General features: G+C 70.0%; 22 protein-coding genes. 16 read left to right on the top strand and 6 right to left on the bottom strand.

Going from position 1 to position 23,606, the window contains the following annotated elements:
* Window positions 1-118 precede the first annotated feature (118 nt).
* Window positions 119-1,708 carry a PAS domain-containing hybrid sensor histidine kinase/response regulator gene (locus tag AQ611_RS20385; RefSeq protein ID WP_069235846.1) on the bottom strand — a complete coding sequence of 530 codons (1,590 nt, stop codon included), beginning with the start codon at window positions 1,706-1,708 and terminating at the stop codon, window positions 119-121.
* 284 nt (window positions 1,709-1,992) lie between these two features.
* Here AQ611_RS20385 and AQ611_RS20380 point away from each other — a divergent pair, with 284 nt between their 5' ends.
* The 9 genes from AQ611_RS20380 to AQ611_RS20340 all read left to right on the top strand — a co-directional run bounded on the left by AQ611_RS20380 (window position 1,993) and on the right by AQ611_RS20340 (window position 12,502).
* Window positions 1,993-2,349, top strand: a complete 357-nt coding sequence (locus AQ611_RS20380; RefSeq protein WP_059519829.1) for a hypothetical protein — start codon at window positions 1,993-1,995, stop codon at window positions 2,347-2,349.
* Window positions 2,350-2,683: 334 nt separating this feature from the next.
* Entirely contained in the window at window positions 2,684-5,461 is a 2,778-nt protein-coding gene (locus AQ611_RS20375; RefSeq protein ID WP_374755053.1) for an ABC transporter transmembrane domain-containing protein, read from the top strand.
* Complete coding sequence (locus AQ611_RS20370) at window positions 5,409-5,930, top strand: hypothetical protein (protein ID WP_369828185.1); 522 nt, start codon at window positions 5,409-5,411, stop codon at window positions 5,928-5,930. The genes AQ611_RS20375 and AQ611_RS20370 overlap by 53 nt, the downstream gene beginning before the upstream one ends.
* A 189-nt stretch (window positions 5,931-6,119) precedes the next feature.
* Window positions 6,120-6,869 carry an SDR family oxidoreductase gene (locus AQ611_RS20365; RefSeq protein ID WP_059519828.1) on the top strand — a complete coding sequence of 250 codons (750 nt, stop codon included), beginning with the start codon at window positions 6,120-6,122 and terminating at the stop codon, window positions 6,867-6,869.
* Window positions 6,860-7,471 carry a D-glycero-alpha-D-manno-heptose-1,7-bisphosphate 7-phosphatase gene (locus AQ611_RS20360; RefSeq protein ID WP_059519727.1) on the top strand — a complete coding sequence of 204 codons (612 nt, stop codon included), beginning with the start codon at window positions 6,860-6,862 and terminating at the stop codon, window positions 7,469-7,471. The genes AQ611_RS20365 and AQ611_RS20360 overlap by 10 nt, the downstream gene beginning before the upstream one ends.
* A complete protein-coding gene (locus AQ611_RS20355; protein ID WP_069235844.1) occupies window positions 7,468-8,670 on the top strand; it encodes a glycosyltransferase family 9 protein in 1,203 nt (400 codons plus the stop codon). Before AQ611_RS20360 ends, AQ611_RS20355 begins: the two co-directional genes overlap by 4 nt.
* A gap of 3 nt (window positions 8,671-8,673) precedes the next feature.
* Window positions 8,674-10,419: a carbamoyltransferase family protein gene (locus AQ611_RS20350; protein ID WP_069235843.1), complete on the top strand. Its 1,746-nt coding sequence runs from the start codon at window positions 8,674-8,676 to the stop codon at window positions 10,417-10,419.
* A complete protein-coding gene (locus tag AQ611_RS20345; protein ID WP_069235842.1) occupies window positions 10,416-11,426 on the top strand; it encodes a glycosyltransferase family 2 protein in 1,011 nt (336 codons plus the stop codon). Before AQ611_RS20350 ends, AQ611_RS20345 begins: the two co-directional genes overlap by 4 nt.
* Window positions 11,423-12,502 carry a glycosyltransferase family 9 protein gene (locus tag AQ611_RS20340; protein WP_069235841.1) on the top strand — a complete coding sequence of 360 codons (1,080 nt, stop codon included), beginning with the start codon at window positions 11,423-11,425 and terminating at the stop codon, window positions 12,500-12,502. The genes AQ611_RS20345 and AQ611_RS20340 overlap by 4 nt, the downstream gene beginning before the upstream one ends.
* 315 nt (window positions 12,503-12,817) lie before the next feature.
* Here the strand turns inward: AQ611_RS20340 and AQ611_RS20335 are convergent, their stop codons facing one another.
* The 3 genes from AQ611_RS20335 to AQ611_RS20325 all read right to left on the bottom strand — a co-directional run bounded on the left by AQ611_RS20335 (window position 12,818) and on the right by AQ611_RS20325 (window position 16,365).
* Window positions 12,818-13,747, bottom strand: coding sequence for a glycosyltransferase family 2 protein (locus AQ611_RS20335; protein ID WP_069235840.1), 930 nt, complete (start codon window positions 13,745-13,747; stop codon window positions 12,818-12,820).
* Between the two features lie 252 nt (window positions 13,748-13,999).
* Complete coding sequence (locus tag AQ611_RS20330; protein WP_069235839.1) at window positions 14,000-15,046, bottom strand: UDP-glucuronic acid decarboxylase family protein; 1,047 nt, start codon at window positions 15,044-15,046, stop codon at window positions 14,000-14,002.
* Window positions 15,046-16,365 (bottom strand): glycosyltransferase family 4 protein, encoded by a 1,320-nt coding sequence (locus AQ611_RS20325; protein WP_069236429.1) that lies wholly within the window; start codon window positions 16,363-16,365, stop codon window positions 15,046-15,048. Before AQ611_RS20325 ends, AQ611_RS20330 begins: the two co-directional genes overlap by 1 nt.
* A gap of 253 nt (window positions 16,366-16,618) precedes the next feature.
* On the opposite strand from AQ611_RS20325, the gene AQ611_RS20320 reads away from it, so the two are divergent.
* From AQ611_RS20320 to AQ611_RS20290, 7 genes are all read left to right on the top strand, one after another.
* Window positions 16,619-17,026, top strand: coding sequence for a BON domain-containing protein (locus tag AQ611_RS20320; protein ID WP_069235838.1), 408 nt, complete (start codon window positions 16,619-16,621; stop codon window positions 17,024-17,026).
* 27 nt (window positions 17,027-17,053) lie between these two features.
* Window positions 17,054-18,082: an SDR family oxidoreductase gene (locus AQ611_RS20315; protein WP_069235837.1), complete on the top strand. Its 1,029-nt coding sequence runs from the start codon at window positions 17,054-17,056 to the stop codon at window positions 18,080-18,082.
* 48 nt (window positions 18,083-18,130) lie between these two features.
* On the top strand, window positions 18,131-18,430 hold the full coding sequence (locus tag AQ611_RS20310; RefSeq protein WP_069235836.1) for a DUF2795 domain-containing protein: 300 nt from the start codon (window positions 18,131-18,133) through the stop codon (window positions 18,428-18,430).
* Between the two features lie 54 nt (window positions 18,431-18,484).
* The gene (locus tag AQ611_RS20305; RefSeq protein WP_069235835.1) at window positions 18,485-19,060 is read left to right on the top strand and encodes a hypothetical protein; all 576 of its coding nucleotides are present in this window, start codon (window positions 18,485-18,487) and stop codon (window positions 19,058-19,060) included.
* A 133-nt stretch (window positions 19,061-19,193) separates the two neighbouring features.
* Window positions 19,194-20,051, top strand: coding sequence for an SDR family oxidoreductase (locus tag AQ611_RS20300; protein WP_069235834.1), 858 nt, complete (start codon window positions 19,194-19,196; stop codon window positions 20,049-20,051).
* A gap of 61 nt (window positions 20,052-20,112) precedes the next feature.
* The gene (locus tag AQ611_RS20295) at window positions 20,113-20,721 is read left to right on the top strand and encodes a DUF4142 domain-containing protein (protein ID WP_059519715.1); all 609 of its coding nucleotides are present in this window, start codon (window positions 20,113-20,115) and stop codon (window positions 20,719-20,721) included.
* Between the two features lie 59 nt (window positions 20,722-20,780).
* Window positions 20,781-21,392: a hypothetical protein gene (locus tag AQ611_RS20290; protein ID WP_059519714.1), complete on the top strand. Its 612-nt coding sequence runs from the start codon at window positions 20,781-20,783 to the stop codon at window positions 21,390-21,392.
* Between the two features lie 240 nt (window positions 21,393-21,632).
* Here the strand turns inward: AQ611_RS20290 and AQ611_RS20285 are convergent, their stop codons facing one another.
* Both AQ611_RS20285 and AQ611_RS20280 read right to left on the bottom strand, forming a co-directional pair.
* Window positions 21,633-22,937: an NRAMP family divalent metal transporter gene (locus AQ611_RS20285; RefSeq protein WP_069235833.1), complete on the bottom strand. Its 1,305-nt coding sequence runs from the start codon at window positions 22,935-22,937 to the stop codon at window positions 21,633-21,635.
* Window positions 22,934-23,596, bottom strand: coding sequence for a UdgX family uracil-DNA binding protein (locus AQ611_RS20280; RefSeq protein ID WP_059519826.1), 663 nt, complete (start codon window positions 23,594-23,596; stop codon window positions 22,934-22,936). Before AQ611_RS20280 ends, AQ611_RS20285 begins: the two co-directional genes overlap by 4 nt.
* Window positions 23,597-23,606 lie beyond the last annotated feature (10 nt).

Genomic DNA, 23,606 nt, shown 5'->3' with positions numbered 1-23,606 from the left:
TGCATTCCGGATGCACAAATGCATTGAAAAAGCCGGTGGAAACGTGGAGCAGGGCGGCCCGTGCCTACGCAATCTGCACGGCGATGAGCCGCGATCTGCCGCGCGATGGCCGCAGCGATTACGGCATGCCGCCAGCCTCGCGCTCGACACGCTGTAGCAGCGCATCGAGCACCGCCATCTCGACGGGCTTCACGAGGTGATCGTCGAAGCCTTCGTTCGCGGTGCGCGCAAGGTCGGCCGCTCGGGCGTGGCCGGACAGCGCGACGCAGATCATGCCGGCCAATGCGTCGATCCCGCGCAGTTCGCGCAGCAGCGTATAGCCGTCGACGTCCGGCATCGACAGATCGATCAGCATCAGGTGCGGGACGGTGTCGCGCGCGAGCGCCAGCGCGTCGTGCGCGTTGTACGCGACGCGCGGCGCGTGTCCCTTTACTTGCAACAGTACGGCGAGCGTGTCGGCCGAGTCGCGATTGTCATCCACCACGACGATGCGCAGCGGGCCGGCGGCCGGTTGCCGCGGCAGGCGCGGCGCGGGCGTATCGGCGGGAGCGGTGCGCGGCACGCGCTCGACCGGCAGCCGGATGGTGAACGTCGCGCCGAGGCCGGGGCCGCCGCTTTCGGCGGAAATCATTCCGCCGTGCAGCTCGATGAACGACCGGCAGATCGCGAGGCCGAGCCCGAAGCCGTCTGACGGGCGCCGGCCCGGCGCGCCTTCCTGTTCGAACAGATCGAAGATCGATTCGAGCGCGCCGGGGGCGATGCCCACGCCAGGATCGGTCACGCGGATCGCGACGACGGGCCCTTCGATATGCGCGTCGACGTCGATGCGCGCGCCGTGCGGCGAGAATTTCGACGCGTTGTCGAGCAGGTTGTGCAGCACCTGCACGAGCCGCGCGGCGTCGCCGCGCAACAGCACGGGATCGGGCGGCAGGTCGATGCGAATGTGCTGCCCGCGCGCGGCGAGCTTCGGCTGGATGCTTTCCACGCCGCGGCACACGATGTCGCGCACCGTCACCGGCTCGCGGTCGAGTTCGACCTTGCCGGCGGTGATGCGCCCGACGTCGAGCAGATCGTCGACGAGCCGTGTGAGCTGCCCGACCTGGCGGTGCACGGCGTCGCGGCACTGCGCGAGCGCGGGTGCGGGATCGGGCAGGCTTTGCAGCACGCCGACCGAATGCCTCAGCGGCGCGAGATGATTGCGCAGTTCGTGCGCGAGCATCGCGATGAACACGCTCAGCCGGTGCGTGGAGGCTTCCAATTCCGCGAGGCGTTTGCGCTCGGTCATGTCGCGCGTGATCTTGATGAAGCCGGCCAGTTGGCCCGTGGGACCGCGCACGGCGGTAATCGTCACGCTGGCCCAGAACAGCGAGCCGTCCTTGCGCACGCGCCAGCCTTCGTCCTCGAAGCGGCCGTGGGCGATCGCCTGCTGGAGCCCGAACGCGGGCCGCCCGGATGCGACGGCCTCCGGCGGGTAGAACCGGGAAAAATGGTTGCCGATGATCTCGGCCGCGCGGTAGCCCTTGATACGTTGCGCGCCCGCGTTCCACGTGGCGACGTTGCCATGCGGATCGAGCATGAAGACCGCGTAGTCGCTGATCGCCTCGACGACGGTCTCGAAGCGGAACTCGGCGAAACGGTGCAGCAGATCGCGCGCATCGGCTGGGCCGAGCGGCGCATGAGGATCGGTAAGCGTGTGGTCTTTCGTCATCGAAACGGTTGAATGCGGGCGGGAGACGTCCGGCCGGCCGCGCGCGGCGGCCGGCGGGGTATTCAAAATGGAATTGGCACCTTCGAAAGCATAAGGAACTCAATTCCGCCGATCAACGGCTGCGCATCACCTGTGCCGCACGGCGCGCGACGGAGCACATCCGCTGTCGCGCAACCGGCGGACGGCGGCGGGGCATGCGGCTTGCTTCGCGCTCCGGCGGGCAGGCCGCGCACACCGCGCACGAATGCGCCGGCCGCGGCTTGCCGCCAGATGAGGAGATTGCGATGAACAGCACCCTGAACCCCGACAACGAACCGGCCGGTCCCGACGACGACAACGCGCGGCGCGGCCGCGACGGCCGCGCGCTGGGGCCGAGCGACTCGTCCGACAGCGGCAGCGACACGGCCGGCGCGCGGCGTCATGCGTTCGACGTCGATTCGCCGCTCGACGGCCATCCGCTCGAGCGCGGCGACGCGTCGCTCGATACCGATACGGATCGCGCGGGCACCGGCGAGCGCGCATCGGCGGACGGCGACGCGACGTTCGACGACGGCGCGGATATCGCGCCGGATCGCACCGAACGGCTGAGCGAGCCCGGCTCGCCGAAGAAACCCGGGACACCGGGCACTGGCCGCGTATAGCGGTGGTGTGGCGTCACCGGGCTGACGTTGCCGCAAAAACTGCAATGGCGTTGCAGATAGGTAGGCACGGCGAAGGCATGCGTCGCGACAGGCGCCGGGCGGGCGGTGCAGGATGGCCGGCGCGGGCCGCGCCCGGCTACGGCGGCGCCGATGGCGGCGCGCGATTTGCAACGCCGAGCCTGAGGCGCGCGCCAACGTGGCCGGGGGCTGCACGGCCCAGGCGCGGTTCACGCGGGCGCGTTTCAAGGAGGGACATGATGCCACGACGATCTGCCGGGCGGCCCGGCGGTCCGCACGATTCGCACGATTCGTCAGAAGGGCCCGAATGGCGCGCGTGACAGCCGGCACGGACGGCACGCCGCCCGCGCCGCGCGGCAGCCGGGGCCAGCCCGCCGGGCGCGGCCTGCGGCTGCGCATCGCGGCCGAGCTGTGGCGCGCGATCTGGCATTACCGCATGCGCGTGCTGGCGGCGATCGTGCTGCTCGTGCTCGCGAAGGCGGCCGCCGTCGCGGTGCCGCTGCTGCTGAAGGATATCGTCGACGGGTTCGGCCGCGCGGCCGGCCAGCCGGTCACGCTGCCCGTGCTGCTGTTGTTCGCGTATGCGCTCGTGCGCTTTGCCGGGAACGCGCTGAACGAAGTACGCGACATGACGTTCGTGCAGGTGACGCAGCACACGGTCGCCGCGTTTACCGTCCGCACGTTCGGGCACCTGCACCGGCTTGGCGCGCGCTTTCATTCGCAGCGCGAGACCGGCGCGGTCGTGCGCGATCTCGAGAAGGGCACGGCCGGCATCGGCTACCTGCTCGGCGTCGCGGTGTTTACGGTCGTGCCGACCGCGATCGAGATCGGCTCGGTGCTGGTGATCGTGATCGGCAAGTACGGCGGCGGCTTCACCGGCATCATCTTCGCGACGTTCGGCGTGTACGCCGCGTATACGATCGTGTTTACGCGGCGGCGCATGCGCTATCAGCGCCGCGTGAATGCGCTCGAGGCCGAATTGAACACGCGCGTGGTCGACAGCCTGCTCAACGTCGATACGGTGAAATATTTCGCGCGCGAGGACGTCGAGCGCGGCCGCCTCGAGCGCGTGCTCGACGCATGGCGCGAGGCGGGCGTCGACAACCAGTACGCATTGTCGGCGCTGCATATCGGACAGAGCGCGTGCATCGGCGCGGGCATCGCGGCGGTGATGCTGCTCGCCGGCCAGCATGTCGCGCGCGGCACGATGACGCTTGGCGATCTCGTGCTGATCAACGCCTACGTCATCCAAATCAGCTTGCCGCTGAATGCGCTCGGCTTCGTGTTTCGCGAGGCGAACGACGCGATGACCAACATCGAGCGGCTGTTCGGGCTGCTCGACGCGCGCGGCAAGCCGGGCGAGGACGGCGACGCGCCGGGCGCGCAGCCGCTCGTCGTGCGCGGCGGCGCGATCGAGTTCGAGCACGTGGACTTCGGCTATGAGCCGAGCCGTCAGATTTTGTGGGACGTGTCGTTTCGCATCGAGCCGGGGCAGTCGGTCGCGGTGGTCGGCGGCAGCGGCTCGGGGAAATCGACGCTCGCGCGGCTGCTGTTCCGGCTCTACCAGCCCGATGCGGGCACGATCCGCGTCGACGGCCAGGATCTGCGGCGCGTCACCGCGCGCAGCCTGCGCGACGCGCTCGGCATCGTGCCGCAGGACACGATCCTGTTCAACGACACGCTGGCTTACAACATCGGATACGGCAAGCGCGACGCGACGCGCGCCGAAGTGATCGCGGCCGCGCGCGGCGCGCAGCTCGACGCGTTCATCGAGCGGCTGCCCGATGCCTACGATACGCGCGTCGGCGAACGCGGCGTGCGGCTGTCGGGCGGCGAGCGGCAGCGCGTCGCGATCGCGCGCGCGCTGCTGAAGGCGCCGCCGATCGTCGTGTTCGACGAAGCGACGTCGGCGCTCGACACGCGCTCGGAGCGCGCGATCCAGCAGGAACTGATGCGCGTCGCGCGGCATCGCACGAGCCTCATCATCGCGCACCGGCTGTCGACGATCGTCGATGCGGACCGGATTCTCGTGATGGAGCACGGCAGGCTCGTCGAGCAGGGCACGCACGACGCGCTGCTCGCGAGCGGCGGCGTGTATGCGCAGATGTGGTCGCTGCAGGCCAAGCAGCGCGAACTGGAGCGCACCGAGGCGAAGTTCGCGCGGCAGCCGGTGCGGATCAATCCGCTCGTCGCGCAGGTGCTCGACAGTCTGGCCGATGCGGCCGCCCAGCGCGGCGTGCCGGTGTTTCGCCACCTGTCCGACGAGGATCTCGCCGTGAAGGCCGATCCGGCCGGGCTGCGCCGTTTCGTGTGGGAGCTGTGCCGCGGCGGGATCGACGTGAGCGGCGGGGGGCAGATCGAAGTGCACACCGCACGCCACGACCCCGACGCGCGAATCACGATCGTGCTGGCGGGCGTCGATGCGCCGGAGCTGCCGCTGGTCGACCTCGAACAGCTGCAGCGCGCGATCGACGACGCGGGCGGCTACGTCGTGCGCGAACGCGACGATACGGGCGTGACACTGCATCTGTCGTTGCCGATGTGCACCGTGGCGCCGGCTTCGCCGGAGTCGGAACCCGCCGCCCCGGACGCGAAACCACTCGGCGGCTTGCGCATCGCGTGTGTCGACGATCACGACGACGCGCGCGAAGCGCTCACCGCGCTATTGCAGAGCGCCGGCGCGCACGTGCGCGCGTTCCCGTCCGGGCAGGCGCTGCTCGACGAGCTGCGGCACACGCGCCGCGCGCACTGGCCGGTGCTGCTCGTGTGCGACATCGATTTCGGCGGCGAAGAAGAGGACGGCTACACCGTGCTGCGCCGCGTGCGCCAACTCGACGCCGATCGCCCCCGCGAAGGCCGCGCGCCATTGGAAGCGCTTGCGCTGTCCGGCCATGCGCGCGATCGCGACCGCACCCGAGCAGTCGAAGCGGGTTTTCACGCTTATCTGACCAAGCCCGCGGTAGCGGCCGATCTGATCGCGGCGCTGCGCGCGCTCGCGTTTTCCTCCGGAGCCATCCATGCCGAATCTTCCGAACCCGACGATGCCCAACGTGCCGAACGCGGCGAAGCTGCCGAACGCCGATCGACGCGGTAGCGCATTCGCCGATCGCCAGGCGGCGGTCGCGGCCGTCGAACTGTTGCTGCCGACGCTGTCGGCCGCGTTGCAGAGCGATTTCGTCGGCGACAGCGGCTGTCTGCACATCGTGATCATGGACCCCGCGCTTGGGCCGCGCGACGCGTCGTTCGAGGACGCGATCCTGTATGAATTCTCGCTGCCCGACCCGAAGGACTGGGACGCCGATTACCGCGCCTACGCGCGCGCGAAGGCGCGGCTGTCGTGGGAAACCGGCCGCGACGGCCACGTCGTGCAAGCGCTCGAGCCGTACCGGCTGCGCGCCGGCGACACGAACCTGTGGGGCGCGGTCGCGCAGCACGGGATCGTGGTCGGGGTATCGGGCGCGCAGCCTTGGTTCGACGAGGCGTTCGCCGGCTGCCTCGCGCATTGCCTGCGCGCGCTCGCCAAGCACCGCGCGCAGGCCACGCCGGACGGGCTTGCGATCTGAGCGCGAGCGGCGGCCCCGTTTTTACAGCCGGTTATAAAAATGCCAGCGCTCGCGCGCGGCGGGCCCTCGGCGGCCCGAGGCCGTGCGGCCCCACGCTCACGGGCACGCTTTTCGCTGCACCTGGTACACGAACACTTGTCGGGACAAGTGTTCGCGCCACGATTCTTTGGACGCTGACAGGAGGTGCATGTGAACGCGACTCACGATCCAGCCCGCGCGCCGCTCGCCGGCCGCACCGCGCTCGTGACGGGCGGCGGCCGCGGCCTTGGCGAGGCCATCTGCGAGGATCTCGCGCAGCACGGCGCGCACGTGGTCGTTGCCGATTTGGACGGCGCGCGCGCGGCCGCGCTCGCGCAACGTCTCGAGCGGCACGGCGGCCGGGCGCTCGGACGGCCGCTCGACGTGCGCGACGAGGTGTCGGTATCGCAGCTCGTGCGCGATGCGCGCGAAGCGCTCGGCAGCCTCGACGTGATCGTCAACAACGCGGCGATCGACGTAACCGCGCCGATCGACGGCATCGGCACCGACGCGTGGCGGCAGGTGATGATGACGAACCTGTTCGGCCCGTACCTGATGTGCCACGCGGCTGTGCCGATCATGAAGGCGCGCGGCGGCGGCCACATCGTCAATATCGCGTCGACTGCATCGAAGCGCGCATGGCCGAATGCATCCGCGTATCACGCGACGAAGTGGGGGTTGCTCGGGCTGTCGCATGCGCTGCACGCGGAGTTGCGCCCGGCCGGCGTGTGCGTGTCGGCGATCGTCGCGGGCGGGATGCGCACGCCGTTCCTGCTCGAGCGCTTCCCGGACATCGACGAGGACACGCTGCAGCCGCCGCAGCACGTCGCGGCGGCCGTGCGCTTCGTGCTGACGCAGCCGCCGGGCACCGTCGTGCCCGAACTGATGGTGCTGCCGGTGAAGGAGACGTCATGGCCGTGATCCGCGAAAGCCGGTGCTCCGGCGCGGTGCTGCTCGACAAGGACGGCACGCTGCTCGAGAACGTGCCGTACAACGTCGATCCCGCGCGCATGCGCGTCGCGCCGGGCGCGGCGCGCGCGCTGCGCACGCTCGGCGCGACCGGCATGCCGCTTGCGGTCGTGTCGAACCAGCCGGGCGTCGCGCTCGGCCGCTTTACCGAAAATGAGCTTGGCGCGGTCCGCCAGCGTTTGGCCGAATTGTTCGAAGCAAACGGCGCGGCGCTGGCGGATTTTTTTTACTGCCCGCATCACCCGGCAGGCAACGTGCCGCACTATACGTGCGACTGCCTCTGCCGCAAGCCGCGTCCCGGCATGCTGCGCCGCGCGCTCGCGACACTCGGCGCGCGCGCCGAATGGAGTTGGATGATCGGCGACATCCTCGACGACGTCGAAGCCGGCCGTGCCGCGCACTGCAACACGATACTCGTCGACTGCGGCAATGAAACCGAATGGCGGCTCGACGCCGGGCGCACGCCGCATTACGTGGCCTGCCGTCTTGATCTCGCGGCCGATATCGTCGTGCGCGAGGCCGCGCGCCGCCAAGGTTCGTGGAGGCGGCAATGAGTGCCGCGTGGGAGCGTGCGCGGCGCATTCTGTGCGTGCGGCTCGACAATCTCGGCGACGTGCTGATGACGACGCCCGCGATGCGCGCGCTGAAGGAAAGCGGCGCCGGACGCGCGCTCACGCTGCTGACCTCGCGCACCGGCGCCGCGCTCGCGGATCATTTGCCGATGGTCGACGACGTCTGGACATACGATGCGCCGTGGGTCAAGCATCAGGATGCGTGCGGCGATCCGGCCGCCGATCGCGGCATGATCGACAAGCTGCAGGCGGGCCGTTTCGACGCGGCCGTGATCTTCACGGTATACAGCCAGAGCCCGCTGCCGGCCGCGATGATGTGCTGGCTCGCGGGCATTCCGCTGCGGCTCGCGCATTGCCGCGAGAATCCGTATCAACTGTTGAGCGACCGCGTGCCGGAGACCGAGCCGCACGCGCGGGTGCGCCACGAGGTCGCGCGCCAGCTCGCACTGGTGCGCTCGGTCGGCGCGAATACGTCCGACTGGCGGATGACGTTCGAGCCCGGCGAGGCGGCGCGGCGCGCGCTGCACGCGCGCCTGCGTGGGGCATTGCAGCGTGCGGGAAGCCCAGGCCGCCCGGACCCGGCGCGCGCGCGCTGGCTGGTCGTGCATCCGGGCGCGAGCGCGGCGTCGCGGCGCTGGCCGGCCGAACGCTTCGGCGATGCAGCCGCACGTCTCGCATCGCGGTTCGACGGCATTGCCGTGACGGGCAGCGTCAGCGAGCGTGCGCTGGTGGACGCGGTATGCGAGCGCGTGGGGCCGCGCGCGCTGCCGCTCGCCGGCGTGCTGTCGCTCGGCGAACTGGGCGCGCTGATCGAGACGGCCGAGCTGCTGCTGTCGAACAACAGCGGCCCCGTCCATCTCGCGGCCGCGCTCGGCACGCCGGTCGTCGATCTCTATGCGCTGACCAACCCGCAGCATACGCCGTGGCGCGTGCCGCATCGCGCGCTGAATGCCGACGTGCCGTGCCGCAATTGCTATCGCAGCGTGTGCAACCAGCCGGGCCATCCGTGCCTGCTCGGCGTGAGCGTGGACGACGTCGTCCATGCCATGCATGCGCTGCTGGGCGGCCGCGCGCGTCATGCGCAACGTGCGGCCGCGCGGGCCGCGGCGCACGGCGGCGAGCCGCTCGCGGCAAGCGCGTCGAACACGCCGGCCTTTACGCCCGTCATCACGAGGAGCTGACGCATGCCCGAACCGATCCATACGCTCGGCATCAATGCCGCGTTCCACGACAGCGCCGCGTGCGTCGTGCGCGACGGCGTCGTGATCGCGGCGGCCGAGGACGAACGCTTCACGCACGTCAAGCACGCGAAACGGCCGGTGCCGTTCTCGACGTGGGAATTGCCGTATCACGCGATCGACTATTGCCTCGCCGAAGCGGGCATCGCGCTCGCGGACGTCGACCACGTCGCATATTCGTATGATCCGTGGCTCGAACTCGGCCGTCACCGCGACGAACCCGCGCTGACGCTGCCGCTCGCGCCGTCCGCGCATGCGCCGCGCGCGGACGGCGCGTCGCCGTGGCATCCGCTGTTCGTTGCATCGATCGTGAACGCGCCGCGCCAGCTTGCGGGCGGCGCACCGCACCATCTGCAGCGCCGCTTTCGCGGCGTCACGCACGACAGGCCGTTCCGCTGGCATTTCGTCGAGCATCATCTCGCGCACGAGGCAAGCGCGTTTCTCGCGGCGCCGTTCGAGCGTTGCGCGGTGATGACGATGGACGGGCGAGGCGAACGCGCGACGACGAGCTACGGCGTGTTCGACGGCCGTTCGTACCGGCGGCTCGGCCAAGTCAATCTGCCGCATTCGCTCGGTCTGCTGTACGAGCGCGTGACGCGCTATCTCGGCTTTCTGCATTCGTCCGACGAGTACAAGGTGATGGCGCTCGCGTCGTATGGCAAGCCGGTGTTCGCCGACGACATGCGCAAGCTGGTCCGCTATCGCGGCGAAGGGCGCTACGAAATCGTCGACGGCGATCTGAGCGCGCTGTTCGGCGCGCCGCGCGAACGCGGCGGCCCGCTCGAGCCGCGTCATTGCGACATCGCGCACGCGCTGCAACTCGTGCTCGAGGAGACGGCGCTGCAGGCGGCCGGCTGGCTGGCCGAGCAAAGCGGCGAGCAGCGGCTCGCGATGGCGGGCGGCGTCGCGCTGAATTGTGTGATGAACGCGAAGATCCGCGATCGCGGCCCGTTCGACGACGTATGGGTGCAACCGGCAGCGGGCGACGCGGGCACCGCGCTCGGCGCGGCGCTATGGACCGACTTCCAGGTCCGCGGCGCGCGCGGCGGCTGGCGGATGGATCACGCGTATTTGGGGCCGTCGTACAGCGACGATGCGATCGAGGCGTTTCTGAACGAAGCGCAGCTGCCGTACCGGCGGCTCGACGACGTCGCCGCGCAAACGGCGGCGCTGCTCGCGGCGAACCGCGTGATCGGCTGGTTCCAGGGCCGCATGGAGTTCGGGCCGCGCGCGCTCGGCGCGCGCTCGATCCTCGCATCGCCGACCGATCCCGACATGCAGCGCAAGCTCAACAGGATCAAGGATCGCGAGGACTTCCGGCCGGTCGCGCCGGTCGTGCTCGAAAGCCGCGCGCATCACTGGTTTGTCGGCGGCCGGCGCACGCCGCTGCGCGCGCCGTTCATGCTGTTCGTGTATGACGTCGCGCCGGGCGCCGAAGCGGCGATTCCGGCGGTGCGCCATATCGACGGCACCGCACGCGTGCAGACGGTGAACGAAAACCAGCATCCGCTGCTGCACGCGCTGCTGTCCGAGTTCGACGCGCTGACCGGCGTGCCGGTGCTCGTCAATACGTCGTTCAACACACGCGGCGAGCCGATCGTCTGTTCGCCGCGCGATGCGCTCGAATGCTTCTGGACGTCGCCGCTCGATGCGCTCGTGATCGGTTCGTTTCTGCTGGAGAAACCGAGATGAATATGCGCGACACGCAATGGCCGCCGATGGTGTCGGTGGTCGTGCCGACCTATCGGCGGCCCGATCTGCTCGCGCGCTGCCTCGGCGCGCTGTGCGCGCAGGCGTTCGATCCCGCGGCGTATGAGATCGTCGTCGTCGACGACGATCGTGCCGGCAGCGCGAGAGCCGTGGTCGATGCCTGTCGCGCCCATTGCGCGCGCGCGGCCGGCGCGCCGGCGATCCGCTACCTGAGCGCGCCCGCTACGCGGGGGCCGGCCGGTGCGCGCAACGTCGGCTGGCGCAGTGCGCGCGGCGCGCTGATCGCCTTCACCGACGACGACACGATCCCCGATCCGGCCTGGCTTAAGCACGGCACGGCGGCGCTCGCGGCCGAACCGGCCGCGGCGGCCGCGGCCGGTCGTATCGACGTGCCGTTGCGCGCGCGTCCGACCGACTACGAACGCGACGCGGCGGGCCTCGCGCACGCGGAGTTCGCCACCGCGAACTGCTTCGTGCGGCGCGCGGCGCTCGAGCGCGTCGGCGGTTTCGACGAGCGCTTCACACGCGCGTGGCGCGAGGATGCCGACCTGATGTTCGCGCTGCGCGAGTATGCCGGGCCGATCGTCGAGGCCGGCAATGCGCGGATCGTGCATCCGGTGCGCGCCGCCCGCTGGGGAGCGAGCATCGGCCAGCAGTCGAAGGTCTATTTCGACGCGCTGCTGTACAAGAAGCATCGCGCGATCTATCGGCGCCACATTCGGCCGGCGCCGCCGTGGCATTACTACGCGGCGGTGCTCGCCGCGCTTGGCGCGATCGTATGTTTCGCGGCCGCGTGGCGCTTGCCGGGCCTTGTGTGCGCGGCCGTCTGGGCGGCGATCACGGCCGCGTTCTGCGTGACGCGCCTGCGCGGCACGCGGCTTACGCCGTCGCATATCGCCGAGATGATCGTCACGTCGATCGCGATTCCGCCGGTGTCGCTCTACTGGCGCGTGCGTGGCGCGCTCCATTTCCGGGTCCTGTTCCTATGACAATCGATTCCGTCTCGTCCTCATCCGGACCGCTGCGCATCGCGGTGTTCCGCGCGCTGCAACTCGGCGACATGCTGTGCGCGGTGCCCGCGTTGCGCGCGCTGCGGCGCGGCGAGCCGGATGCGCGCATCACGCTGATCGGGCTGCCGTGGGCGCGCGAATTCGTTTCGCGTTTTTCCGGCTACATCGACCACTTCATCGCGTTTCCCGGCGCGCCGGGCCTCGCCGAGCAGCCCGAAGCCGACGCGGCCGCGCGCGAGGCGTTCGTCGCCGAGTGCCGCGCGCGCAACTTCGATCTCGCGATCCAGCTGCACGGCAGCGGCGCGCAGACCAACGCGATCGTCGCGTCGCTCGGCGCGGCGCGCACGGCCGGTTTCGTGCCGTCCGGCGGCGGCACGGCCGCGCTCGATTGCACGCTGCCGTGGCGCGACGGCGAGCCCGAGGTCACGCGCTATCTGACGTTGATGCGCAAGCTCGGTTATCCGGACTGGGGCGATTACCTCGAATTCCCGCTCGGCGGCCTCGACTATGCGTTGTGGCACGTGCTCTGCGACGAGCACGCGCTCGATCCGGGCCGCTACGTGATCGTCCATCCGGGCGCGCGGATGGCGTCGCGACGCTGGCCGCTGGAACGCTTCGCGAGCGTCGCTCGGCAGCTTGCGGATGACGGCTGGCAGATCGTGCTGACCGGCACGCGCGCCGAACTCGCGCTGGCCGACGCGCTGGCCGAGCGTCTCGGACGGCCGTGCGTGAACCTGTGCGCTCGCACGCCGCTCGGCGCGCTCGCCGCGCTGATCGGCCGCGCGCGGCTGCTGCTGTGCAACGACACGGGCGTATCGCACGTCGCGGCGGCGCTCGGCACGCCGAGCATCGTCGTCGCATGCGGCAGCGACACGGGCCGCTGGGCGCCGCTCGACGCCGAACGCCATCGCGTGCTCGCGAACTATCCGGCCTGCCGGCCGTGCATGTTCGACGCGTGCCCATATGGGCACGAGTGCGCGACGGCGATCGGCGTCGGCGACGTGATGCAACGGGCGGGCGAGCTGCTCGCGCAGCACGGAAGTCACGTCACGTAAGCGGCTGCGCATGCTTGCGTGATGCGCCGATGCGTATCGGGGCAACGCGCTGAATGGCCTGCGGCCGCCGATTCGCCAGCCGATTCGCCCGCTGTTCGCGTGCCGCCGCCACCGGCGGCGGAGCAGCGGCGGATACTCGGCATGCACGCAATGCGGCGACGTGAATGCACAGGCGGCCGAAGGGCTCAGACAGCCGGTCTGAAGGTTGCCGGCAACTGGTTTGCACGACGGGTGCGACCGGACCGGGAACCTCGCGCGAAGAGCCGATGTTTGATACGCCATACGCCGTGCGCGACGCTGCCGCGCCGGCCGCATTTAGGCGTGCGGCGGCGTGCGTGCGCGGCGTCGCGCGTCGTCGTCGAGCCGGCGGCGCATGCGCTCGACATGAGGCGGAATCACGTGCCGCTCGCGCAAAATCCACGGCAGCCCGGCAAGCGCATCGGCGACGCCGTGCTCGCGCCATAGATGCGGCAGCATGCGCGCCGTATGCGCAAGCGCGGCACTGGCCGGCCATCTGAGCCACGCGGTCCATAGCGCGTTGCGGGCGGACACGCTCGCGCGCGTGCGCATGTCGCGCTGCGCCGACGGGTAATGATGAACGGTCAGATGCGGCGCATACACCAGCCACGCGCCCGTGCGGCACAGGTCGAGCGCGAGCAGCGCTTCCTCGCCGCCGAGAAAATAGCGGGGGTGGTAGCCGCCCGCGTTCACGAACGCATCGCGCCGGAATGCGCTCGCGCCGGCCAGCAGTCCCAGAATCGGGCGGCCAGGCAGCGCGACGCCCGCATCGAGCGGACTGTCGGCCATCAGCCGGCAGGTGGGATCTTCTCGGCGCTCCGGGCCGACCAGCACGCGCGCGGTGACGGCCGCGACCTGCGGATACGCATCGAGCAGGTTCGCGGCTTCGGTCAGCGAGCCGGGCGCCCACCAGGTGTCGTCGTCGCAGAACGCAATGTGCCGCGTGCGCGCGAGTGCCGCGCCAAGATTGCGTCCGGCCGCCCCGAGATTGGCTGGCGCATGCACCAGCGCCACGTGTGGAAAGCGGCGGCGCACGAGCGAGGCGGTGCCGTCGTCCGATGCGTTGTCGACCACGACGACCGCCGGGCGATCGGGCAGCTCGGCAAGCCGCGATAGCGTGCGCGCGAGTTCCGCCGTGCGCCGGTAAGTCAGCACGATCGCGGTCATGCGCGGCTCGCCGGGCGGCAGCGCGACGCGCGCGGGCGTTACGCGGATGTGCCCGTGCATTCGAGCCGCCAGTCTGTTCCGGGTTGATCCCGATGAGGGGAGGAGATGAGCCGGCGTGTCGAATCGGTCATCTCGTGAAGGTCCTTTCGATGGGCGGGCGAACCGGCAATGCCGGCAGCGCACCGCCTGCCGGCATTGCCGGTTCGCGTTGCGTGCCGGCCGGCCCGCGCTGCGCGTGCGGCATGAGCGCGCGCCGATGACCGGCCTCTCGTTCCGCCGGCGCACCGGGGCGCATACTGCGCGGCCGTCGCGTCATGTCGCCGCCTTCGTCCGGTTCGGCGCGCCGATTTGCGCGAGCATGTGCGATGCGATCTGCGTGCTGCGCACCAGATCGCCCGGCGCATGATGCTCCGCCTGCCGATGGATGAAATAGCGCGCGGTATGCGCGAGGCCGCTGGCGAGCGGCGTCGACGCGCGCCAGCCGAGGCGCCGGCGCGCGGCTTCGAGATCGGGCCGGCGCTGACGCGGATCGTCGCTCGGCAGCGGCCGGAACTCGATGGCGACCGTCGCGCCGACGATTCGCACCACTTCGCGCGCGACGTCGATCATCGCGATTTCGTCGTCGCTGCCGAGATTCACCGGCTCGCACGCATCGCCTGGCTCGTCCATCAGCCGGATCAGCGCGTCGACCATGTCGTCGACATAGCAGAACGAACGCGTCTGCTTGCCGTCGCCGTACACGGTCAGCGGCTCGCCGGCGAGCGCCTGCGTGATGAAGTTCGATACGACGCGGCCGTCGGCCGGATGCATGCGCGGCCCATACGTATTGAAAATCCGTGCGATCCGCACGTCGACGCCGTACTGGCGGTGATAGTCCATGAACAGCGTTTCCGCGCAGCGCTTGCCTTCGTCGTAGCAGGCGCGCACGCCGATCGGGTTCACTCGCCCGCAGTAGCGCTCGTCCTGCGGATGAACGTCCGGGTTGCCGTACACCTCGCTCGTCGACGCCTGCAGGATGCGCGCGTTCACGCGCTTGGCCAGGCCGAGCAAATTGATCGCGCCGTGCACGCTGGTCTTGGTCGTCTGCACCGGGTTGCGCTGGTAGTGCAGCGGCGACGCGGGGCACGCGAGGTTGTAAATCTCGTCGACCTCGACGTACAGCGGAAACGTCACGTCGTGCCGCATCAGCTCGAAATTCGGCGCATCGAGCAAATGCGCGATGTTGTCCTTCGTGCCCGTATAGAAATTGTCGGCGCACAGCACGTCGTGGCCGGAACTCACGAGGCGCTCGCACAGATGCGAACCCAGAAACCCGGCGCCGCCGGTGACGAGCACTCGTTTGCAATCGTAGCCCCTCATCATGCATTCTCCTTGCGGTGGGCGAGCACGTCGTGCGTGAGCGCGACAGGCGTGCGCCGTCCCGTGCCGGCCGCGGCGCCGCCGCGCTGCGGGTGCGCGACGTCGCGATAAATGGCGACGAGGCGATCGGCGACGCCGCGCCACGTGTAGAAGCGGTGCGCGCGCAGGTAGCCCGCGCGGCCGAGCGCTTCGCACAGCCCAGGCTGCGCGCGCAGTTGCGCGAGCCGCGCGGCGAGCGCCGCCGGCTCGCGCGGCGGCACCAGGTAGCCGGTCACGCCGTGGTCGACCGTCGTGCGGATGCCGCCGACGTCGCTGCCGATCACCGCCGTCGCGCACGCCATCGCCTCGACCGGCGTGATGCCGAACGGCTCGTACCACGGCGTGGTCACGAACACGTCGGCCGCGCTGTAGTACAGATGCAGCGCGTCGCGCTCGCGCCGGCCAACGAAGCTCACGCGATCCGCGACGCCCGCCTCGCCAGCGCGCGCGGCGAGCCGCGCGAGTTCCGGATCGCGTGACGGATCGGGCGTGGCCTGGCTGCCGCCGACGATATAGAGCCGCGCCGGCCGCCGCGGCTCGCGCGGCATCCGCGCGAGCGCGTCGATCACGTTGTCGATTCCCTTGCGCGGCACGAGGCGGCCGAGCTGCAGTACGATGAACGCATCCTGGGGCCAGCCGAGCCGCGCACGCGCGTCGGCGCGCGGCACCGGCCGGAATTCGCGCGCGTCGAACCCGCACGGCACGATGTCGATGCGCGCGGCGTCGGCGCGGTAATGCGTCGTCAGATCGAGCGCGTCCTGCGGGCATTCGGCGATCAGCCGGTCGCAGCGGCGCGCGAGCGTGTCCTCGATCGCGAAGCGTTCGTCCGGAAAGCCGTCGGCCGCGCCCTGGTGCAGCCGGCGCACGCGGCCGAGCGCATGGAACGTCATGACGAGCGGAATGCCCACGCGTTTCTTCACCCGCAGCCCGGCCTCGCCGGACATGAAGAAATTCGCGTGCATCACGTCGACCGGATCGGGCTCGCGCCGCATCCGCGCGATCATGTAGTCCGCGAATACGCCCATATACGGCAGCAGCCGTTCCTTCGGCACATCGGCGGGCGGGCCGGCCGGAACGTGGATCACGCGCATGCGCGGGCCGATCTGCACGACTTCGGGCAGGTGCGCGTTGTCGCAACGCGTGTAGACGTCGACGTCGAGGCCGCGCTCGGCCAACTGCTTCGCGACGTTCGCGACATAGATGTTCTGGCCGCCTGCGTCGACGCCGCCGATCACCCCCAGCGGCGACGCATGTTCACTGATCAACGCGATTCTTTGCATGGTGTCGCTCCCGATGTCGGGGCCGCGCCGATGGGCCCCGTTACGGGTGTCGTCGGCAATTCGCATGCCTGGCGCGCGGCGGGGAAAACGGCGTGCCGATGCGCCGAAAAATTTACAACGCGTTGGATGAAAGGGCGTCTTATCGCGCCGCGCGACGCTGGTGCCGCGCACCGCGCGCGGCACGCGGCTTGCGCCGAGCGGATGACATCGCCGGCCATGCCGGCTTCGAATCGACACACGAAAGGAGGTCACGATGAAGGTATTTCCGCTGCAAGCCCGCTTCCCGCGCTTTCCACGATTTCGCCGTCCGCGCGCCGCGCGCGCCGGCATGGCGCTCGCACTCGCCGCGGCGGCGGTGTGTACGGTAGCCGCGCCGAACGTGCTCGCCGCCGGCAACGACGCGGCGGCGGCATCATCGGCGTCCGGTTCGTCGACCGGCGCCGCGATCCGCGACACCGCCATCACGGCCAAGGCGAAGGCCGAACTGGCCGGCGCGAGCGACCTGTCGGCCGGCGATATCCATGTGAAGACGCGCCACGGCGTCGTGACGCTGACGGGCAGCGTGCCGCACGAGCAGCAGCGCACGCAGGCGGTCGACATCGTCAGGAAGATCGACGGCGTACAAGACGTGCGCGACCAGTTGACCATCCGGCCCAAATAACCTCGGCGCAGCCAAAGGAGTTCAGTGATGAAGTGCATGCTCAAACCGGTCGGCGAGCAGACGATCGTGATCACCGGCGCCACGAGCGGCATCGGCCTCGTGACCGCGCGCAAGGCTGCCCGGCGCGGCGCGAAGCTGGTGCTGTTCGCGCGCAACGGCGACGCGCTGAACGCGCTGTGCGACGAAATCCGCCAGCACGGCGGCGTCGCGGTGCCGGTGGCCGGCGACGTCGGCAATCTCGATGACGTGCAGCGCGCGGCCGCCCAGGCGGTGCAGACCTACGGCGGCTTCGATACGTGGGTCAACAACGCGGGCGTGTCGATCTTCGGCCCGGCGGCGGCGGTGCCGCTCGAGGATCAACGCCGGCTGTTCGAAACCAATTTCTGGGGCGTCGTGCACGGCTCGCTCGTCGCATCGGACCATTTCCGGCGCGACAGCAATTTGCGCGGCGGCGCGATCATCAACATGGGCAGCGAGGCGTCCGACGCGCCCCTGCCGCTGCAAAGCGCCTATGTGGCATCGAAGCACGCGGTGAAAGGCTTCACCGATTCGCTGCGGCTCGAGCTGGAGGCCGACCGTCTGCCGGTGTCCGTCACGCTGATCAAGCCGGCCGCGATCGACACGATGTTCGTGATGCACGCGAAGAACTACATGAACGTCGAAGCGAAACTGCCGCCGCCGGTCTACGACCCGGCGCTCGTGGCCGACGCGATCCTGTACGCGGCCGCGCATGCGCGGCGCACGCTGTTCGTCGGCGGCGCTGCGAAATTCACGTCGGCGAGCGCCTATCACGCGCCGCACCTGTTCGATCGCGTCGCGGCCGCGCTGTTTTCGCGCGGGCAGCGCACGCAGCGGCCGGCCCGCCCGCGCGACGACAACGCGCTGTACGAATCGCGCCGCGCGCTGCACGAGCGCGAAGGGATGGACGGGCCGGTGTTGCGCGGCTGCGCGTACAACGCGGTGGTGCAGCGGCCGAAGATCGCGGGCGCGCTCGCGTTGGGCGCGGCGGCGCTGATGGTCGCGGCGCGTGCACGTTCGCGGCGCGCGCCGACGTAACGGCGCCCGCGCGCGCCTGTTTTCCGTTTATTTCCGAAGGAGGATTCCATGACATCGCGACAACATACCGGCCACGAACACAGCCACGCGCGCGCGCACGAAGGCGAGCGCACGCAGCAGGACCACGACAAGGGCGGCCACCAGACCGGGCACGGCAAGCCGCCGAGCCCCGTCGACGTGCAAAAGGCGCTCAAGGGAATGGACTATCCAGCGAGCAAGGCGGACGTCGTGCAGTGCGCGCGGCGTTCGCATGCGGATCGCGGCGTGCTGGAGATGCTCGAGCAGATTCCCGATCGCGAATACGCCACGCCAGCGTCGGTGTCGAAGGAACTCGGGCGGCTGATGTGACGGCCGCGTGCGCCGTGCCGCGCGCGGCGCACGACCGTCACGAGGAGCATGAGCATGGCGATGATCGTCACAGGCCGTTTCACGACGTTCGACGAGGCCGAAGGCGGGGCGCGCCACCTTTACGAGCGCGCATTCGGCCCGCAGGACGTGTCGATCTTTTTCCTGAACCCCGGCGGCCAGCATGCGCGCTTTCCGATCGGCGGCGACGTGTACGCCGACACGGCGGCCAAGCCCGGCGGGCGCGGTGCGGTGCTCGGCGCGCTGCGCGGGCTGCTGATCGGCGTCATTGCCGGGATGAGCGTCTATGCGCTCGGTCTGCGCTACTGGTTCGTGCCGGCCGCCGGTGCGCTCGCCGGTGCGTATCTCGGCGCGTTCGGCGGCGCGCTCGGCCGGATGCGCGGCGAGCGCTCCGAAGGCAAGGGCATGCTTGAGAAGAGCGAAACCGGCGTGATCCTCGCCGCGCGCGTGACGCCGGCCACGGCCGCGGCCGCGGAGGACGTGCTGCGCGCGAGCGGCGCGCTGTCGATCGAGTGTGTCGAAGGCGAGTGGCAGGACGGCGAATGGCGCGACTTCGACCCGGTGCGCCGGCCCGGCGGCGCCGCGACGCGCGGCCAGCGCGGCCCGCGTTGAGCGCGGCGCGGGCGCACGCGTCGCGCGGCAGCCCCCGCAACCGGGCGCCGCTCGGGGCGACGCGCGCGGCACGCCGTTTGCGACAGTGCATTCGACGCGGTTTTCCCACCTGTTCCGTTCAAGGAGGAACCCCATGACCACGGCAAAAACCCTGCCGCCCCAAAAGCAGACGCATCAGCCGGGCGCCGAGCGGGACATGCATCCGAAGCCGCATGACGAAGCGGCCGACTACACCGGCAGCGGCAAGCTTGCCGGCAAGGTCGCGCTCGTGACGGGCGGCGACAGCGGGATCGGCCGCGCGGTCGCGATCGGTTTTGCGAAGGAAGGCGCGGACGTCGCGATCCTCTATCTGAACGAATCGGACGATGCCGCGCACACGAAAAAGCTGATCGAGCAGGCCGGGCGGCGGTGCGAGGCGATCGCATGCGACATCGGCGATCGCCAGCAGGTGCGCGACGCCGTCGCGCGCACGGTCGAACGGCTGGGCGGTTTGGACGTGCTCGTGAACAACGCGGGCGAGCAGCATCCGCAGCCGCGCATCGAAGACGTGACCGAAGCGCAGCTCGAACGGACGTTCCGCACCAACGTGTACGGCATGTTCTTCTGCACGCAGGCGGCGCTCGCGCACATGAAGGCGGGCGCGCGCATCGTCAACACCGCGTCGGTGACGGCGTATCACGGCAACCCGAAGCTGCCCGACTACTCGGCGACGAAGGGCGCGATCGTTGCGTTCACGCGCTCGCTGTCGACCGAGCTGGCCGAGCGCGACATCCGCGTAAACGCGGTGGCGCCGGGCCCGATCTGGACGCCGCTGATCCCGTCGACCTTCACCGCCGAGCAGGTATCGGAATTTGGCTCGAACGTGCCGCTCAAGCGGCCGGGGCAGCCAGACGAGCTGATCGGCTGTTACGTGCTGCTCGCCTCCGAAGGCGCGAGCTACATGACGGGGCAGACATTGCATCCGAACGGCGGCTCGATCGTCGGCGGTTGACGGTCAGGGGGCAGCCATTGGACAGCGATGGCGGCTATTGACCCAAGCAAGGAGAACGCGCATGAAACAACGCCACTGGACACTCGCGGCGCTGGCCGCAACGGTGCTGAGCGCAGCGGGCGCAGCCCGCGCGCAGATGCCGAGCGAGCCGCCCGCGTCGAATTCGCAGGTGCCGGGCGGCCTGGGCAAATCGTCGCCGGGCGTCGCAGCCGGCGGTTCGGACGCCGCGCAGGCGGTGCACGACGACGCGCAATTCGTCAACCAGGCCGCGATCGCCGGCAAGGCCGAGGTGCAGGCGAGCCAGCTTGCGCTGAAGCAGGCGCAGTCGGCCGACGTGCGCGCGTTCGCCAAGCGCATGCTCGCCGATCACGGCAAAGCGAACGCCAGGCTCAACGAGATTGCGGCGCGCCAACGCATGAAACCGCAGGTCGAACAGATCTCGGACCCGGACGTCGACGCGCTGCGTGGCAAAGCGGGGCACGACTTCGACGTCGCCTATCTCGCGGCGGCCGGCCCCGGCGCGCATCGCAAGGCGATCGCGCTGTTCGAAGGCGAGGCGCGCAACGGCCGGCGTGCGCCATTGCGCGCATTCGCGACATCCATGCTGCCGACGCTCGAGCATCACCTGAGCATGGCGCAAGCGCTTCAGCGCAAGGTGGGCGCGCCGTGACGCGCGCCCGGTTCAACCCCTGGGCCGCATACGCGGCCCGCTTTTTCGGAGAAGCAGCCATGGCCCAACGCCAATCGAAGCACGAAGGCATCGTCGAACTGCTCTGCCAAGCTTACGAGACCGAGCTTGGCGGCGCGAAGGTCTACGAGGCCGCGCTCCAGTGCGCGACCGACGAGGATCTGCACAACGAATGGGAAAAGTATCACCGCGAAACCTTGCATCATCAGCAGGTGCTGCGCGGCGTTTTCGAAAAGCTCGGCCTCGATCCGGATGCGCAGTCGCCAGGGCGCAGCGCGGTGGCGATGACCGGCGAATCGCTGGTCGAAGTGATCGAGCACGCGAAAAAGCACGCCGATCCGGCCGTCGCGCAGGTGGTCGCGGCCGAGTGCGTGGTGCTCGCCGAAACCAAGGACCATCTGAACTGGGAGCTGATCGGCTATGCGGCGAACCAGTTGCCCGACAGCGACGCGGCGAAGGTGCTGAAGGCTGCGCACGACGAAGTGGAAGCGGACGAGGATCATCACCTGTATCACACCCGCGGCTGGGCGCGCGAGATGTGGATCGAATCGATGGGCTTCAAGGCTGTGTTGCCGCCGCCCGAGGAAGTGAAGAAGGTCGAATCGGCGGCCGACGCGGCGCGCGCGGAACGCTCGCGCGGCAAAATGATGTAACCGGCGCGGCAGCCGGGCGGCGCCGCGCACGCGAACGCCCGGTTGGCCGCTTTCGGCTTTGCGCGCTTTCGCGGCGTTGCGCTTGCTGCTCGGCGCATGGTATTCGGGTCTTTCCCGCGTTCTTGCGCTATTGTCTTTTCGCGGTCTCACGGTCTCACGGTGCCACGGTCAGGCCCGATCGCCCCGTTCGATGGTTCCCGGCGCACCGGCGGCGTCATACGCGGCTTGTCATACGCGGGCTCAGGTCAGCATATCGACGATCATCGTGATCACCGATGCCGCCATCAGCACGACCGCACACCATCCGAACACCTTCGATGCGGGGCCGCTGCCCGGCTGCCCGGTCGCATCGCGCCGCTGTGCGAGCAGCATCACGAGCACGAGCATCGGCACCGCCGCGATGCCGTTGAGCACGGCGCTCCAATACAGCGCCTTGATCGGATTGAGCGGGCTGAAGCAGATCGCGATGCCCGCGACGACGCACAACGTCAGTACCGCATAGAACGCCGGCGCGCGGCGTACCGGTTCGTTCAACCCTTCGCGCCAGCGCCACGCCTCCGCGCAGCCGTATGCGGCGCTGCCCGCGAACGCGGGAACCGCGAGCAGCCCGCAGCCGACGATGCCGAGCGCGAACACCACGAACGCCGCGTTGCCGGCAATCGGCCGTAGCGCCTCGGCGGCCTGGGCGGTCGAGCCGATGTCGTGCTTGCCGTGCGTGAAGAACACCGCAGCGCCGATCGCCATGATGCAGAACGACACCGCGTTGGTCACGATCATCCCGGTCCACGTGTCGAACGTGATGCGCCGCCCGGTCTCGCGGCGCGCGCCGGGCGCGCGGACGGCATCGCCGTTGCGCCGCTCGGCCGAGATTTCCTCGACTTCCAGCGCCGCCTGCCATACGAACAGGTAAGGGCTGAGCGTCGTGCCGAGCACCGCGACCGCGGTTGTCGCATACGCATGCGTGAACGCGATATGCGGCAGCACGATCGCCTGCAGCAGGCTGCGCCAGTCGATATGCACGAACGCGAGTTCGAGCACGTAGGCGCTCAGCCCGAGCGTCATCCATTTCAGCCAGCGCGCGTAGCGATCGTAAGGCAGCAGCACCTGCAACACGAGCGACGCGATTCCGTAGACGGGCGCATACCAGTAGCTGCGGCCGCCGACGACGAGCGCCGTCGCGTCGCCCATCGCGGCCAGATCGGCGCCGACGTTCACGACGTTGACGACCGCAACCATCGCGATCAGGCATTTGGCCAGCCGCTCGGAGTAGTGCTCGCGGATCGCGGCGACGAGCCCTTCGCGGTTGGCACGCCCGATGAACGCAGACGCGAGTTGCACGGCCACCATCATCGGCAGCGTGACGACGATCATCCACAGCATGTGAAAACCGAACTGGCTGCCGGCCTGCGCATAGACGGCAACGTTGCTCGGGTCCGCGTCCGATGCGCCGGCGAGCAGGCCGGGACCGAGCCGCTTGTACCACGGTTTCGTGGCGCCCGGCGCGGCTGCCGCCGGTTGCGGCACGTCGCCGCGCAGCTCGCTCATTCGGCGTCTCCGCGGGCGCGCCGCGCGCCGCCATGGCTTAGCGCCAGGCGCGCCGCGGTGCGCAGCGCGTCGACGAGCACGCGGTAGGCGCGCTCGCGCGAATCGGCGCCGCGCGTGCGCAGCACATACGACGGGTGATAGGTCGCGACGACCAGATAGCCCTCGCCGGTTTGCACCGGTATCGGCGTGCGCTCCAGCGTCGCGTCGTTGTCGCGCAGTACGGCGCGCAGCGCGGTCGCGCCGAGCGCGACGATCACGCGGGGCGCAAGCGTATCGAGTTCACGCTCGAGCCAGTAGCGGCACGCGGCCACCTCGTGTTGCGCGGGCGTTTTGTGCAGCCGCCGCTTGCCGCGCGGCTCCCATTTGAAGTGCTTGACCGCATTGGTCAGATAGACGCGCGCGCGGTCGATGCCGGCTTCGTCCAGCGCGCGAGCGAGCATGCGGCCGGCCGCGCCGACGAACGGTACGCCCGTGCGATCTTCCTGGTCGCCCGGCTGCTCGCCGATCAGCATGATCCGCGCGTCGGCCGGCCCCGCGCCGGGCACTGGCTGTGTCGCGCGTTCCCACAGCGTGCAGCGGCGGCATGCGTCGAGCGTCGCGGGCGCGTCGCCGCCGTCGGCGGGCGATTGCTTGGGCTTTGCGCGCGGTTTGAGCGTCATGCGATACCTG

The organism is Burkholderia singularis (assembly GCF_001718875.1).
GTDB lineage: Bacteria > Pseudomonadota > Gammaproteobacteria > Burkholderiales > Burkholderiaceae > Burkholderia > Burkholderia singularis.
Note: the sequence above shows the minus strand (reverse complement) of the source record. Positions and strands in the feature narration are given on the sequence as shown.